At 70.0% G+C, this 14570-nt stretch carries 15 protein-coding genes; 10 read left to right on the top strand and 5 right to left on the bottom strand.

Features of this window, described 5'->3' with window-relative positions; genetic code table 11:
- Position 1: 1 nt before the first annotated feature.
- Genes efeB through efeU form a run of 3 tightly spaced genes read right to left on the bottom strand, consistent with a single transcriptional unit; the run spans position 2 to position 3242 of the window.
- Positions 2-1258: an iron uptake transporter deferrochelatase/peroxidase subunit gene (gene efeB, locus ACZ7OH_RS29100; protein ID WP_470283712.1), complete on the bottom strand. Its 1257-nt coding sequence runs from the start codon at positions 1256-1258 to the stop codon at positions 2-4.
- Positions 1255-2400: an iron uptake system protein EfeO gene (efeO, locus tag ACZ7OH_RS29105; RefSeq protein ID WP_470283713.1), complete on the bottom strand. Its 1146-nt coding sequence runs from the start codon at positions 2398-2400 to the stop codon at positions 1255-1257. The genes efeB and efeO overlap by 4 nt, the downstream gene beginning before the upstream one ends.
- Positions 2397-3242, bottom strand: coding sequence for an iron uptake transporter permease EfeU (gene efeU / locus ACZ7OH_RS29110; RefSeq protein WP_470283714.1), 846 nt, complete (start codon positions 3240-3242; stop codon positions 2397-2399). Before efeU ends, efeO begins: the two co-directional genes overlap by 4 nt.
- A gap of 368 nt (positions 3243-3610) precedes the next feature.
- On the opposite strand from efeU, the gene ACZ7OH_RS29115 reads away from it, so the two are divergent.
- Positions 3611-4357, top strand: a complete 747-nt coding sequence (locus ACZ7OH_RS29115) for a lysozyme family protein (RefSeq protein ID WP_470283784.1) — start codon at positions 3611-3613, stop codon at positions 4355-4357.
- A gap of 216 nt (positions 4358-4573) precedes the next feature.
- On the opposite strand, the gene ACZ7OH_RS29120 is transcribed toward ACZ7OH_RS29115, so the two are convergent.
- Complete coding sequence (locus ACZ7OH_RS29120; RefSeq protein WP_470283715.1) at positions 4574-4978, bottom strand: tetratricopeptide repeat protein; 405 nt, start codon at positions 4976-4978, stop codon at positions 4574-4576.
- A gap of 72 nt (positions 4979-5050) precedes the next feature.
- On the opposite strand from ACZ7OH_RS29120, the gene ACZ7OH_RS29125 reads away from it, so the two are divergent.
- The 6 genes from ACZ7OH_RS29125 to ACZ7OH_RS29150 all read left to right on the top strand — a co-directional run bounded on the left by ACZ7OH_RS29125 (position 5051) and on the right by ACZ7OH_RS29150 (position 10227).
- On the top strand, positions 5051-5512 hold the full coding sequence (locus ACZ7OH_RS29125; protein WP_470283716.1) for a VOC family protein: 462 nt from the start codon (positions 5051-5053) through the stop codon (positions 5510-5512).
- A gap of 60 nt (positions 5513-5572) precedes the next feature.
- Positions 5573-6859, top strand: coding sequence for a phosphopyruvate hydratase (eno, locus tag ACZ7OH_RS29130; RefSeq protein WP_086865093.1), 1287 nt, complete (start codon positions 5573-5575; stop codon positions 6857-6859).
- A 196-nt stretch (positions 6860-7055) separates the two neighbouring features.
- Entirely contained in the window at positions 7056-7418 is a 363-nt protein-coding gene (locus tag ACZ7OH_RS29135) for an FtsB family cell division protein (RefSeq protein WP_086682701.1), read from the top strand.
- A gap of 15 nt (positions 7419-7433) precedes the next feature.
- Entirely contained in the window at positions 7434-7943 is a 510-nt protein-coding gene (locus ACZ7OH_RS29140; RefSeq protein ID WP_400894954.1) for a DUF501 domain-containing protein, read from the top strand.
- Between the two features lie 145 nt (positions 7944-8088).
- Complete coding sequence (locus ACZ7OH_RS29145; RefSeq protein WP_470283717.1) at positions 8089-9264, top strand: lytic transglycosylase domain-containing protein; 1176 nt, start codon at positions 8089-8091, stop codon at positions 9262-9264.
- A gap of 9 nt (positions 9265-9273) precedes the next feature.
- Positions 9274-10227: a Ppx/GppA phosphatase family protein gene (locus tag ACZ7OH_RS29150; protein ID WP_470283718.1), complete on the top strand. Its 954-nt coding sequence runs from the start codon at positions 9274-9276 to the stop codon at positions 10225-10227.
- A gap of 51 nt (positions 10228-10278) precedes the next feature.
- On the opposite strand, the gene ACZ7OH_RS29155 is transcribed toward ACZ7OH_RS29150, so the two are convergent.
- Positions 10279-10554: a DUF6355 family natural product biosynthesis protein gene (locus ACZ7OH_RS29155; protein ID WP_470283719.1), complete on the bottom strand. Its 276-nt coding sequence runs from the start codon at positions 10552-10554 to the stop codon at positions 10279-10281.
- 421 nt (positions 10555-10975) lie between these two features.
- On the opposite strand from ACZ7OH_RS29155, the gene ACZ7OH_RS29160 reads away from it, so the two are divergent.
- The 3 genes from ACZ7OH_RS29160 (at position 10976) to ACZ7OH_RS29170 (ending at position 14566) form a co-directional block, all read left to right on the top strand.
- Positions 10976-12601 carry a peptide ABC transporter substrate-binding protein gene (locus tag ACZ7OH_RS29160; RefSeq protein ID WP_470283720.1) on the top strand — a complete coding sequence of 542 codons (1626 nt, stop codon included), beginning with the start codon at positions 10976-10978 and terminating at the stop codon, positions 12599-12601.
- A gap of 89 nt (positions 12602-12690) precedes the next feature.
- Complete coding sequence (locus ACZ7OH_RS29165; protein WP_400894945.1) at positions 12691-13620, top strand: ABC transporter permease; 930 nt, start codon at positions 12691-12693, stop codon at positions 13618-13620.
- On the top strand, positions 13613-14566 hold the full coding sequence (locus tag ACZ7OH_RS29170; RefSeq protein ID WP_470283721.1) for an ABC transporter permease: 954 nt from the start codon (positions 13613-13615) through the stop codon (positions 14564-14566). Before ACZ7OH_RS29165 ends, ACZ7OH_RS29170 begins: the two co-directional genes overlap by 8 nt.
- The last annotated feature ends 4 nt before the right edge of the window (positions 14567-14570 follow it).

A 14570-nucleotide genomic window follows, 5' to 3' on the forward strand; every position in this document is an offset into this window, starting at 1 on the left:
TCTAGGCGAAGAGCCCTTCGCCCCAGTAACCGGTCTTCGAGACGCCCGGCGGCACCGCGAAGTGCGCCGAACCGGTGTGCTGGACGTACTCCATCATCGCGTCCTTCGAGGACAGCGCCTGCTGCATCGGCACGTACTGCTTGCGCGTGTCCCGGTTGAACGCCAGGAAGAACAGACCCGCCTCGAGGTGCCCGACGCCGTCCGAACCGTCGACGAAGTTGTAGCCCCTGCGCAGGATCCGGACGCCGTTCAGCGCCTGGTGCGAGGCCAGTCGGACGTGCGCGTCCTCCGGGATCACCTTCTCGCCGCCCTCGCCGCCGACGTCGAGGTCCAGCTCGTCGAACTCCGCGGTCTGGCCCAGCGGGGCGCCGGTGCCCTTCGTGCGGCCGATGATCTTCTGCTGGCCATCGAGGGTTTCGCGGTCCCACGTCTCGATGTGCATCCGGATGCGGCGCGCCACCAGGTACGAGCCGCCCGCCATCCAGGCCTGGCCGTCGTCCGGCGAAGCCCACACCTGGTCGCGCAGGAAGTCCGTGTCCTCGGACTTGATGTTGTTCGTGCCGTCCTTGAAGCCGAACAGGTTCCGCGGCGTCGCTTGCGCCCGCGACGTCGACGAGCTGCGGCCGAAGCCGAGCTGCGACCAGCGGACCTCGGTGACGCCGAAGCCGAGCCGCACCAGGTTGCGGACCGCGTGCACCGCGACCTGCGGGTCGTCCGCGCAGGCCTGGATGCACAGGTCGCCGCCGCTGCGGGCCGGGTCGAGCTTGTCCTTCGGGAACAGCGGCAGGTCGATCAGCTGCGGCGGCCGCTTGCCCGCCAGGCCGAACCGGCCGTCGAACAGCGACGGCCCGAAGCCGATGGTCAGCGTCAGGTTCGACGCCGGCAGGTCGAGCGCCTCGCCGGTGTCGCCGGGCGGCGCGTACTCGCCGCCGCCGATGGCGCCGTTCGCCACGACCTCCTGGCCCGTCGTCATCCGGCGGGCCGCGTCGGTCCACGTCTTCAGCAGCTGCCGCAGCTTCTCGCGGTCCTTCGTGGTGACGTCGAGGGCCGCGAAGTGCAGGTTCGCCTGGGTCGGCGTGTCGATGCCGGCCTGGTGCTCCCCCTCGAAGCCGACGATGTTCACCGCCGCCTCGGCGCTGCCCGTCGCCTTGTCGATCCCGATCCCGGCGGCGGCCCCCGCCCCGGCGAGCGCGACCCCGGCGCCCGCCAGGCCGAAGAGCTTCCGCCGCGAAACCCGCGTGCCCTCTGTCGACGTCACTTCGAGACGACCTCCGCAACCTTGCTCAGCGGCTCGCTCAGCGCGTCGACGGCCGAAGCGAACTCCTTGACCTGGTCCTGGGAAAGGTCCGTGTAGAGCTTGAAGCCGTCACCCGCGCGCTGCTTGTCGAGCAGGCCCTGGACGTTCGTGAACTCCTTGTCCAAAGTGGACACCAGGGCCGGGTCCTTCGCCTGCAGGATCGGCCGCAGCGCCGTGATCGCGCCCTTCGAGCCGTCCAGGTTGGCCTGGAAGTCCCAGAGGTCGGTGTGCGAGAAGGTCTCCTCCTCGCCGGCGATCTTCTTGGTGGCGACCTCGTCGAGCAGGCCCTTCGCGCCGTTCGCGAGGTCGAGCGCGGTCAGCTGCAGCGTCTTGGTCTTCGCGACCAGGTCCTTGACGTCGGTCAGCAGCTTGTCCGCGATCTGCGGGCTGTCGGCCTGCAGACCGGTCTTGAACAGGTCCTTCTCCAGCCGGTGGAACCCGGTGAACTGCTGGCCCGGCTCGAGGTCGGCCTCGCGGACGTCGATGGCCGGGTCCAGGTCGCCGAACTTCTCGGCCACCGGCTCGATGCGCTCGTAGTAGACGCGGGTGCGCGCGTACGCGGCCTTCGCCTCGTCGACCTTGCCCGCCTTGACGAGGTCGACGAACTTGCCGGTCTCCTCTTCGAGGGCGGCGGTGTTGTTCGCGATGTAGTCGTTGTAGCTCTTGGTGGCCTGGGCCTTCTGCGCGTTCGCGTCACCCTGCTTGGGCGCGCCGCCGGTGACGGTGAAGTCGCCGCGGATGCCGTCGCCGGCCATGCCCGGCTTGCACGCGGTCTGGTACTTGCCGGCGTCGGCGACCTCGACGATCAGCCGCCGGTTCAGGCCGGGCGCGATGTTCTCGACCTCGCCCATGATCCGGTCGCCCTCGGCGTAGAGGTAGAACTCGGTGACCTTGCTGCCTTTGTTGGTGATCTCGAAGGTCAGGTTGCCCGCGTTGGCCGTGTTCGCGGAGACCTCGCACGCGGTGTCGGACGCCGAAACCTTGATCGGGCCACCGGCGCCCGCGGCGCTCGCGGGATCGCTCTTGCTGTCGCACGCGGCCAGCGTCACCAGGACGGCGGCGCCGGCCAGTACGGCCAGCGAGGGGGTCTTGCGCACGGTCACTCCTTCGAGGCGGCCGCGGCGACGGGCGCCGGCGCGGTCTTCTTGCTGGGCTTGAGGAACAGGGGCAGCACGACGGCGACGTAGGCGACCCAGGCGACGGCCTGCAGCACGGTCGTCTGCTGCGAGTAGTTGAAGATGCCCTTCAGCAGCGCGCCGTACCAGGACGTCTCGGGCAGCGTCGCCGACGCGTCGAAGGCGAGGGTGTGGATGCCGGGCAGGAACGCGGCCTCCTGCAGGTCGTGCAGGCCGTAGCCGAGCACGCCCGCGGCGACGAACACCAGCAGCACGCCGGTGATCGTGAAGAACTTGGAGAGGTTGAACCGGACGGCGCCCTTGTAGAGCAGCCAGGCCAGCACGACCGCGATCGCGATGCCGGCGGTGAAGCCGATCAGCGGCTGCACGGAATTCAACTGCGCGGCTTGGACGGTCGAGTAGAAGAACACCGCCGTCTCCAGCCCTTCGCGCCCGACCGCGAGGAACGACAGCAGCAGCACGGCCGCGGGGCCGACGTCCAGCGCGTCGTCCATCTTCCCGCGCAGCTCGGCGGCGATGCTCTTCGACGCCTTGCGCATCCAGAAGATCATCGCGGTGACGAACACGACGGCGACGATCGACAGGCTGCCGCCGAGCAGCTCCTGGTGCTCGAAGGTCAGCTGGGCGGTCGTGAAGGTGAGGACCGCGCCGACGGCGACCGACAGCAGCACCGCGGCGCCGACACCCGGCCACACCCAGCGCAGCGCGTGGCGCCGGTCGGTCTTGACCAGGAACGCCACCAGGATGCTGACGACCAGCGCGGCTTCCAGACCTTCGCGCAGTCCGATCAGCGCGCTCGAGAACAACACCGGTCCGCCTCCCTGAGGTTCTGCTTCCATGATGTTTTTAGGTAAGGCTCACCTGTAAGTCCAGCGGGCCGGTGGCCACTCGAAACGATACAATCGGACAAATAGTGCATAGGTCGGAAGTTAGGTTAGGGTAACCGCAGGTCAGGAGCCTGCGCGTCGACTCGATAACAAAATTTGTGATGTCGCTGGCAGTGGGCTTGTTTTAACCGTCCGCTTGCCTGATCAGCCGTCCGAGGGACCCCTCTTGAGTGGCTCCGTAACCTGATCGGGTGGCCGATACCGCTCAGCCGACCGTCACGCGCCCGTCGTCGCCTCCGGGCGGCCCGCCCCGGCGGTACGTCGGCCGGATCGCCCTCTCGCTCGGGTTGGTGCTCACCGGCGTGGTCCTCGTCGTCACCATCGGGATCCGGAACCCGGACGCGCCCGCCGCGCCGCCGCCGGTCCAGCCGGCGCTGGCCATCCCGGAGCAGCGCCCGCAGCCCGGTGCCGAGTCGCCGCGCGCCGGGCTCGCCGCGCCGGTCGACCGGCCCGCGGTGTCCGACCAGGCCGAGCTGGACGCGTGGGCGACCCGCGTCGCGGACAAGACGCACCTGCCGGCGCGCGTGCTCGCCGCGTACGGCCGGGCGGAGATGTGGATGCAGCGGCAGCGGCCGACGTGCCACCTGTCGTGGGCGACGCTGGCGGGCATCGGCCGGGTCGAGACCGAGCGGGGGGACTTCGACCTCTCGGCGATCGCCGCGAACGGCCGCGTCGTCAAGCCGGTGGTCGGGCCGCCGCTGGACGGTTCGCCGGGCGTCCCGGCGGTGCACGACACCGACGGCGGCAAGCTCGACGGCGACAAGACGTGGGACCACGCGATCGGCCCGCTGCAGTTCCTGCCGTCGACGTGGAAGAAGTACCAGGAGCGGGCCAACGGCGACGGCGGCGCCCCGGACCCGCAGAACGTCGACGACGCGGCCTTCACGGCGGCGCGCTACCTGTGTTCGGGGGGCGACGACCTCGGCACGCCGGCGGGGTGGTGGCGGGCGATCCTGTTCTACAACCAGGCCGTCGCGTACGGCCAGGACGTGTTCAGCGCGGCGGACGCCTACGCGGAAGCGAGTGTCGCGCCTTAGAGCTCGCGGTCGGCGAAGAACGGCGTGACGGCCATCAGGACCAGCAGCAGCAACCCGGCGTAGGCACCCAAGGTGGCGAAGATCGACATTTCCGGTTCCTCCCTCGTTCGGTCTGGAACCAGCTTCGCCGCTCGCGGGGGTCGCGCGGATCGGCCGAGGGGCCCGCGTTGATCGGCCGAAAGTCCGAGACGTCCCGGGCCGTTCGGCCCTGGTGACTCAGGAGTCGCGCAGCGCGATGTGCGCCTTGACCTCGCTGATCGCCTCGAGGTACTCGGGCACCGGGTTCATCGCGGACGCCATCCGCATCTGGGCCAGGGCTTCGACGAACCGGCCGAGGCGCTGCAGCGTCCGGCCGAGGATGAACCGGGCGTAGTGGTCGGTCGGGTCCAGCTCGAGCACCCGCGTGAACGCCTGCTCGGCGCGGCGCAGCTGCGCGGAGTGGAAGTACGCGCGCCCGGCCAGCAGGTGCACCGACGGCTTGTCCGCCTCGGTCTCCAGCAGGGGCTGCAGCGCCTTCAGCGCGTCCAGCGGACGGCGGCGGCCGACCAGTTCTTCGGCCTGGCGGAAGGCGTGGAACCGCGACTCCTCGGGAGGCTGCGAAGCAGCTGCGGCGTCCGTCATGGTCACTCCCACGTTACCTCGGAAGAGGGGGTTGCACACGCCGCCGAACGGGACGTGATGGACTGTGCCGCCATGAGCAGCCCGTACCGGGGCCTGGCGCCCTACCTCTACTACGCCGACGCCACCGCGGCGCTCGCCTGGCTGACCAGGGTCTTCGGGTTCACCGAAGAGGTCCGGTTCAGCGACGGCGCCGGCGAGGTGTTCCAGGCGACGCTGCGCGCGGGCGACGCGCGGATCCAGATCGCCGGCGTCGGCCCGGACTACTGGCAGGCCAAGGGGGTCGACGGGCCGGTCGGTCAGCTCAACATCCTCTACGTCGACGACGTCGACGAGGCGTACGAACGGGTCGAGACGGCCCTCGGCGACGAGGGCGAGCTCGACCCGCCGCAGGACCAGCCTTACGGCGCCCGCGTGTTCACCGTGGCGGATCTCGGGGGCAACAGCTGGACGTTCTGGCAGCAGACGTCCGACACCGTCGAGCTGCCGCCGGGCTGGCAGGCCGTCCGCGCGGGCGGTGAGTCCTCCAACGGGTGAACAGCCACGACGGCTAGGCTGGCAGCGTTACCGCAGGCACGACGCACCGAGGAGCATGGCGTGGCTCTCATCGAGCAGGTAGGCGCGCGCGAGATTCTGGACTCGCGTGGCAACCCGACGGTCGAGGTGGAGGTGGCCCTCGACGACGGCACGCTGGCGCGGGCCGCGGTCCCGTCGGGTGCGTCGACCGGTGAGCACGAAGCGGTCGAGCTGCGGGACGGCGACACCGGCCGCTACAACGGCAAGGGCGTCGAGCGCGCGGTCGCCGCGGTGCTCGACGAGATCGGCCCGGAGATGGTCGGCATCGAGGCCGTCGACCAGCGGATCGTCGACCAGAAGCTGGTCGACCTCGACGGCACGCCGGCGAAGTCCCGCCTCGGCGCGAACGCCATCCTCGGCGTCTCGCTGGCCGTCGCGAAGGCTGCCGCGGAGTCGGCCGAGCTGGAGCTGTTCCGCTACCTGGGCGGGCCGAACGCGCACGTGCTGCCGGTCCCGATGCTGAACATCCTCAACGGCGGTTCGCACGCGGACAGCAACGTCGACGTCCAGGAGTTCATGATCGCGCCGATCGGCGCGGAGACCTTCCGCGAGGCCCTGCGCTGGGGCGCCGAGGTCTACCACTCGCTGAAGTCGGTGCTGAAGGGCCGCGGCCTCTCGACCGGTCTCGGCGACGAAGGCGGCTTCGCGCCGAACCTGGCGAACAACCGCGAGGCGCTCGACCTGATCCTGCAGGCCATCGAGAAGGCCGGGTACACCCCGGGCCGCGACGTCGCGCTCGCCCTGGACGTCGCCGCGACGGAGTTCTTCGCCGACGGCGCGTACACCTTCGAAGGCAGCAAGAAGAGCGCGGAGCAGATGTCGGCGTACTACGCCGAACTGCTGCGCGACTACCCGCTCGTGTCCATCGAGGACCCGCTGAGCGAGGACGACTGGGACGGCTGGGTCACCCTGACCGCCGAGGTCGGCGAGAAGGTCCAGATCGTCGGCGACGACCTGTTCGTCACCAACCCGGACCGCCTCGAGGAGGGCATCACCCGCCGTGCCGCGAACGCGCTGCTGGTGAAGGTCAACCAGATCGGCACGCTGTCGGAGACGCTCGACGCGATCTCGCTGGCGACGTCGTTCGGCTACAAGTCGATGATGAGCCACCGCTCGGGCGAGACCGAGGACACGTTCATCGCGGACCTGGCGGTCGCCACCGGCGTCGGCCAGATCAAGACCGGTGCCCCGGCCCGCGGCGAACGGATCGCCAAGTACAACCAGCTGCTGCGCATCGAGGAGACCCTCGGTGACGCCGCCCGGTACGCCGGCGAGCTGGCCTTCCCGCGGTTCAGCGCCGAGGGCTGAGCCCGCGATGGCCGACCGGGGGAGGACGACGCGCAACCGCCGCGGCGGCAGCGGGGCGACGCGGGCCAACCGGCCCGCGCCGGCCCGCCGCCCCGAGGCGGCGCGCCGCCGCACCGGCGACGCGGAGACGACGCGGGCCCGGCTGCGCCGGAGCCTGGCCGCGAAGCGCGCGTCCGGTGCGGCGAAGGTGCTCGGCATGTCCACCACCCGCCGCGCGGCGGTGGTGGCGATCGTGGTGTGCGCGCTGGCGTTCACCATCGCCGTGCCCTTGCGCACGTACCTCGCCCAGCGCACCGAGATCCGGGAGCAGCAGGCCCAGCAGGCCCAGCTGCAGCAGACGGTCGCCCAGCTCCAGGGCCGCAAGGCGGAGCTGAGCGACCCGGCGCAGATCGAGGCGGAGGCCCGGCGGCGGCTGCGGTACGTCAAGCCGGGCGAGACGCCGTACATCGTCCAGCTCCCCGAGGACAAGGCCCCGGACGCGGCGCCCCAGCAGGGACAGCAGCAGGTCCCGGACGGCTCTTGGTACGAGAACCTCTGGAACCAGGTCTCCGGCGGCTGAACTAACCTGGACGCTGTGAACAGCACGCAGCAGCACCGGTTCGAGCCCGTCACCGACGCCGACCGCGAGACCATCGCGGAGCAGCTCGGACGGCCGCCGCGGGCGTTGCGGGCCGTCGCCGCGCGGTGCCCGAGCGGGCACCCGTCCGTGGTGCAGACCAGCCCGCGGCTGGAGAACGGCACGCCGTTCCCGACGCTCTACTACCTGACCTGCCCGAAGCTGAACTCGATGATCGGCACCATCGAGGCATCGGGGCTGATGAAGGAGATGACCGAGCGGCTCTCCACCGATCCCGAGCTGGCCGCCCAGTACCAGCGCTGCCACGAGACCTACCTCGCCGAGCGCGACGCGATCGAGCCGCTCGGCCACCAGGTCACCGCCGGCGGCATGCCCGGCCGCGTCAAGTGCCTGCACGTGCACGTCGCCCACTCGCTCGCGGTCGGTCCCGGCGTGAACCCGTTCGGTGACGAGACGCTGGAGCTCCTTAAGGCGAACGGGTGGCCCTCGGGAGACTGTGCCGCGTAACGCTCGCGCGTCGTGAACAGATAACTGGTCTGGGTGAGCGAAAACCCCGGACCGGTGAGATCCAGACTCCCGAAGGGGTGAAACCGCGCCCCGGGTACGGCAGGCTGTCACCCGAGGGTGCGACCGGCCAGGAGGGTATCGAGCTATGCGCGTGCGGCGACTGCCTGACGCAGTCGGGAGCCACACCCGAAGATTCGGCCTCCGCCACCGCACCGCGTTCCCCCTGATCACCGGCGTCTTCGCGGTGCTCCCGGCGTTGCTCGCCGGCGGCGGCACGCTCGGCTGGCTCGGCGGTAGCGGTGACCACACCCGCGACGCCGCCCTCGGCCAGGGCTACGACCCCGGCCACGCCGCCATCCAGCAGATCGCCGTCGACGGCACCCTTCCCGGCGCGCCCACCCCGCTGCCGCTCCCGGCGTACGAACTCCCCGACGGCCCCCTCGGCATCCCGGCCACCGCGCTCGCCGCGTACAAGAACGCCGCCGACATCCTCGGCCGCGAGCTGCCCGCGTGCCACATCGACTGGGCCCTGATCGCCAGCATCGGCCGGATCGAGTCCAACCACGCGCGCGGCGGGTACGTCGACGCGAACGGGACCACCCGCGAACCGATCCTCGGCCCGGAGCTCAACGGCCAGGGCGGGTTCGCCGCGATCCCGGACACCGACCACGGCGAGCTCGACACGGACCCGGTGTGGGACCGCGCGGTCGGCCCGACGCAGTTCATCCCGGCGACGTGGCGCGCGTACGCCTCCGACGGCAACGGCGACGGCAAGTCCGACCCGAACAACATCTTCGACGCGGCGCTGGCGACCGGCCGCTACCTCTGCTCCGGCGGCTTCGACCTCTCGAACCCGGACCAGCTGCGGGGCGCGATCTACCGCTACAACAACTCCGACACGTACGTGAACACCGTGATCCTGTGGGCCGAGGCGTACCGCAACGGGATCATGCAGGTGCCGGACAGCACGGTGCCGATCGGCGCGCCGAACGCGGCGGCGCTCCCCGCGCCACCGGCGATCCCGCCCCCGCCGACCCCGACGACGACGCCGCCGGTGCCCACGACGACGCCGACCGGTGCGGGCACGACGACGAAGACCACGCCGTCGGACTCGTGCGCGAAGCCGACGACGACCACCACCACGGCCACGGTGATCAGCACGACGACCACGCCGCCGCCGTCGCCGACTCCGACCAGTACCGGTAAGACCACGCCGAGCACGACGACCACCCCGCCGCCGCCGACGTGCGGGCAGACGGTCACCGCGACCGCGGCCACCACCACGACCACGACCGTCGGGACGACGACACCCGGCCGCTAGGGTGATCGCATGCCTCGTGTTGCCGCGATCGACTGTGGGACCAACTCCATCCGCCTCCTCGTGGCCGAGCTGACGCCGCGTCACGACGGCACGGTCGACCTGCGCGACCTGCACCGCGAGATGCGGATCGTCCGGCTCGGCCAAGGCGTCGACGCGACCGGGCAGCTGGCGCCGGAAGCGATCGAACGCACGCGTGCCGCGCTCGCCGACTACACGATCGCCGCGCGGCGCAAGGGCGTCGAGAAGGTGCGGATGGTCGCCACGTCCGCCACGCGCGACGCGAAGAACCGCGACGACTTCTTCCGCATGACCCGCGAGACCCTCGGCGTCGAAGCCGAAGTGATCAGCGGCGACGAGGAGGCCCGGCTGTCGTTCACCGGCGCGGTGGGCGAGCAGGACCCGGACGACGGCCCGTTCGTGGTGGCCGACGTCGGCGGCGGCTCGACCGAGCTGGTCCTCGGCACGTGGGACGGCCGCCAGGCCGAGGTGCTCGCCGCGAAGTCCGTCGACATCGGCTGCGTCCGCATCACCGAGCGCGCGCTGAAGAGCGACCCGCCGGCCGCGGACGAGATCGCCACCGCCCGCGACCTGGCGGGCAAGGTGCTGACCGAGGCGTTCGACGTGGTCGACGTCGCGCGCGCTCGCACGTGGGTGGGTGTCGCCGGCACGGTGACGACGCTGTCGGCGATCGCGCTGGGGCTGCCGGAGTACGACAGCGAGCGCGTCCACCTGTCCACTTTGAGCCCGGCGGACATCGACCGGCTGGCCTCCCGCCTGCTGTCGGAGAACCACGCGCAGCGAGCGGCCAACCCGGTGATCCACCCGGGCCGGGTCGACGTGATCGGCGGCGGCGCGGTGGTGGTCCAGACCCTGGCCGAGCAACTGGCGGCCCGCGGCGGCCCGACCGAGCTGGTGGTCAGCGAGCACGACATCCTCGACGGCATCGCCCTGTCCCTGGCCTGATCCGTTGAACGCGAAGAGGGCGGCCGGCGCGTCCGCGGGCCGCCCCCGCGCTCAGCAGCCGCCGATCTCCCGGGCGCCCCGGGTGCGGGAAGAACCGCTGTCGAGCAGGTTGTCCCCGGGCAGCGTGCAGTAGTCGTAGTCCGGGTAAGCGATGACGTCGACGCGGATCTTGACGTTCGTCGAGCGGCAGTTGTACCAGTACGCGAACGGGTAAGTCTCGTGGTACCCGCACGCCGCGGTGGTCCGCGCCGTACCCGGCCCGGCTGAGGCGGCCGGACTGCTGCGACGCCGAGGCCGGTCATCGCGTCGGATCGAGTAGTCGACCATGATGGTTCCCTCCCTCAGGACCCGGCGGCGGTTCGCCGCCGGCAACGCCACTTCGGACGTGGCGCCCGCTGTTGCACGCGCGAATCCCGGCGCGGGTCTAGGTGAGTCGGGCCTTGAGTCGTCGCAAGGCCTGGCCTGTTCGGCGCCGGCGTCCAAACCCGACCGGTCGCCCGCTCCCGCCCTTACCGACCGTTCGGCCACCCCAAAAGACTTGCGCCGCAAGCAAACCGTGGGTGAGCGCGTGATGACCACCTGTCCGCGCTACGCCGTCCGGAGTATCCGGATTCCTACGTTGGTTGTGCTCCAACCAGGTGGTCCTGACGACCGTCACACATTTGCAACACCGCAGTCCTGTGATCAGCTTCACCGGCCCCGATAGCGTGCGTCTCACCTTTCGGACACACCGGAAATGGAGGGGATCATGCGTCGTTCGCGCAGGCTCTGGGGACCCACGGTGGTGATGACTTCGCTGGCGCTCGTGCTCGCCGCGTGCGGCGGCGGATCGGGCAGTTCCGCGGGAGCCGGCGAGACAAACCCGGACGGCGCGGTCAGCGTCTACGGCACCGAACCGCAGAACGCGCTGGTCCCGACCAACATCAACGACCTCGGCGGGACCAAGGCGATCCAGGTCATGTTCGCCACCCTCGTCGGCTTCAAGGGCGCGGACGCCAAGCCGTTCAACCTGATGGCCGACTCGATCACGACGACCGACTCCAAGGTCTACGACATCAAGATCAAGCAGGGCTGGAAGTTCCACGACGGCACCGAGGTGAAGGCGCACAACTTCATCGACGCCTGGAACTACGGCGCCTACGCGCCGAACGGCCAGCTCAACACCGACTTCTTCTCGAACATCCAGGGGTACAAGGACGTCCACCCCGAGGCCGACAACGCCAAGCCGGCCACCGACAAGATGTCCGGCCTGGTGCAGAAGAGCGACTACGAGTTCCAGGTCACGCTCGACGCGCCGTTCTCCGTCTTCGACATCAAGGTCGGCTACCAGGCGTTCGCGCCGCTGCCCGACGCGTTCTTCAAGGACCCCAAGGGCTTCGAGCAGCACCCCATCGGCAACGGCCCGATGAAGTTCGTCTCGCGGACGCCGAACCAGGACATCAAGCTGACCCGCTTCGACGACTACAAGGGTGACGACAAGGTCCACTTCAAGGACCTCGACATCAAGATCTACGCCAGCCAGGAGACCGCCTACCAGGACCTGCTGAGCGGGCGCCTGGACTTCATGGAGGCGCTGCCGCCGTCGGCGGTCGCGGGCGGCAAGTACAAGTCGGACCTCGGCGACCGGCTCGTCACCGGCCACCTGCTCGGGATCAGCACCATCGCCGTCCCGTACTACGTGCCCGGCTACAACAACCTCGAGCTGCGCAAAGCCATCTCGATGTCGATCGACCGGGCGCAGATCACCAAGACCGTCATGAACGACACCTACGTGCCGGCGGACGGCTACATCTCGCAGGGCATTCCGGGCGCGCGGCCCGGGGTGTGCCAGTTCTGCAAGTACGACCCGGCGGCGGCCAAGGAGGCCTTCCAGAAGTCCGGGTTCACGGGCAAGCTGACCATCGCGTCCAACGCGGACGGCGGCCGCAAGGAACCGCTGACCGCGGCGTGCAACAGCATCAAGAACACCCTCGGCGTCGAGTGCGACTTCGTGCCGGCCACCGACTTCGGTCAGTGGCGCAGCATCGTCACCGGCAAGAAGCTGACCGGCATGGGCCGTTCGGACTGGTCCGCGGACTACCCGTCCATCGAGGACTTCCTCAACCCGATCTACAAGACCGGCGGGTCCTCGAACGACTCCAGCTACTCGAACCCGCAGGTCGACGCGATCCTGGCGCAGGCGGACGCCACCGCCGACAAGGACGCCGCGGTCAAGCTGTACCAGCAGGCCGAGGACCTGATCGCGAAGGACTTGCCGTCGATCCCGGTGTGGGACGAGAAGGGCGTCGCGGCGAAGTCGAAGAACCTCAAGTCCGCGGCCCTGGACTTCCGGCGCATGCCGGACTACCCGTCCATCGAGGTCCTGAAGAAGTAGTGACGCGCTGATCTGCCGTTACCACCACCACGCCGTCGTGAGCGGGAGGGTTCTCCCGCTCACGACGGCCGGCGCGCACTAGGAACGTCATGACCCGCTATGTCCTGCGACGGCTGCTCCAGCTGATCCCGGTGTTCTTCGGCACCACCTTCCTCATCTACGTGCTGGTCTGGGCCGTGCCCGGCGACCCGTTCTCCGGCAAGTGCGGCCAGGCCGCCTGCCCGCCGGCCTACATCGCGCAGATGACCGAGAAGTTCCACCTGAACGACAACATCTTCGTGCAGTACTTCAAGTACCTCGGGAGCCTGTTCACCGGCGACTGGGGCGAGACCTTCAACGGCACGTCCGTCGGCGACCTGATCGCCACGTCGTACCCGATCACGCTGCGCCTGGCCGTGATCGCCGTGGTCATCGAGGCGGTCATCGGGCTGAGCGCCGGCGTGCTGACCGGCCTGCGCGGCAAGGGTTTCCTCGACAACCTCGTCCTGGTCTCGACGACGTTCCTGATCTCCCTGCCGGTCTTCGTCACGGCGATCGTGCTGCAGCTCGCCCTGGGCAGCAACGGCCTCGGCCTGATCGAGGCCAGCGTGTCGGACGACCCGGGCATCGGCGAGCTCATCGTGCCGGGCATCGCGCTCGGCAGCCTGTCGATGGCCTACGTGGCCCGGCTGGCGAGAACGAGCATCGCCGAAAACCGCCGCGCCGACTACGTGCGGACGGCGATCGCGAAGGGCCAGCCCCAGAGCCGGGTCGTGCTCGTGCACCTGCTGCGCAACTCGGTGATCCCGGTCCTCACGTTCCTCGGCACCGACCTCGGCGCCCTGATGGGCGGCGCGATCGTCACCGAAGGCGTGTTCAACATCAACGGCCTGGGCGGGCTCATCTTCCGCGGCATCCAGAACCGGGAGAGCGCGACCGTCGTCGGCGTGGTCGTCCTGCTGGTGCTGGTGTACCTGCTGATGAGCCTGATCGTCGACCTGCTCTACGCCGTTCTCGACCCGAGGATCCGCTATGACTGACCCGAACCTGGTGGGCGGCGGCGGGGCCGACGCGGCCGAGCTGTCGCGCGTCGACGACTCCGCCACCGGCCCGCAGAAACCCCGCAGCCTGTGGAGCGACGCGTGGCGCCAGCTGCGGCGCAAGCCGGCGTTCGTCGCCTCGGCCGTGATCATCGTGCTGATCGTGCTGATCGCGATCGTGCCCGGCCTGTTCAGCTCGCGCGACGCGGGCTTCAGCGACCTCGCGCACGCCAACGAAGGGCCGTCCGCCGACGCCTGGTTCGGCTACGACAACCAGGGCCAGGACGTCTACGCCCGCACCATCTACGGCACCCGCGCGTCGGTGCTGGTCGGGGTGTTCGCGACGCTGCTGACCGTCCTCATCGGCTCGTTGGTCGGCATCCTCGCCGGCTACTACGGCCGGCTCGTCGACAGCCTGCTGTCGCGCTTCGGTGACATCTTCGCCGGCCTGCCGTTCGTGCTCGGCGCGATCGTCATCCTGACGACGTTCAACGCGCCCGGCTCGAACCCGGGCGCGGTCACCATCATCGTCCAGGTGGTGTGCTCGATCGCGGTGCTGAGCTGGCCGGTCGCCATGCGCATCATGCGGTCGGCGACGCTGGTGGCCAAGCAGCTCGACTACGTCAAGGCCGCGCGCGGCCTCGGCGCGAGCACCCCGCGGATCATCTTCCGCCACTTGCTGCCGAACACGCTCGCGCCGGTGCTCGTGTACGCGACCATCGCGCTCGGCGCGTTCATCGGCGCCGAAGCGACGCTGGCCTACCTCGGCATCGGCGTGCGCCCGCCGGTGATCTCGTGGGGCGTGATGATCAGCGACTCGCGGGACTACTTCCGCAACGACCCGCACATGCTGCTGTTCCCCGGCGCCTTCGTCACCCTGACCGTGCTGGCCTTCGTGATGCTGGGCGACGGCATCCGCGACGCGCTCGATCCGAAGTCGAGGTAGATCC

Source organism: Amycolatopsis sp. NPDC114478, from assembly GCF_055633805.1.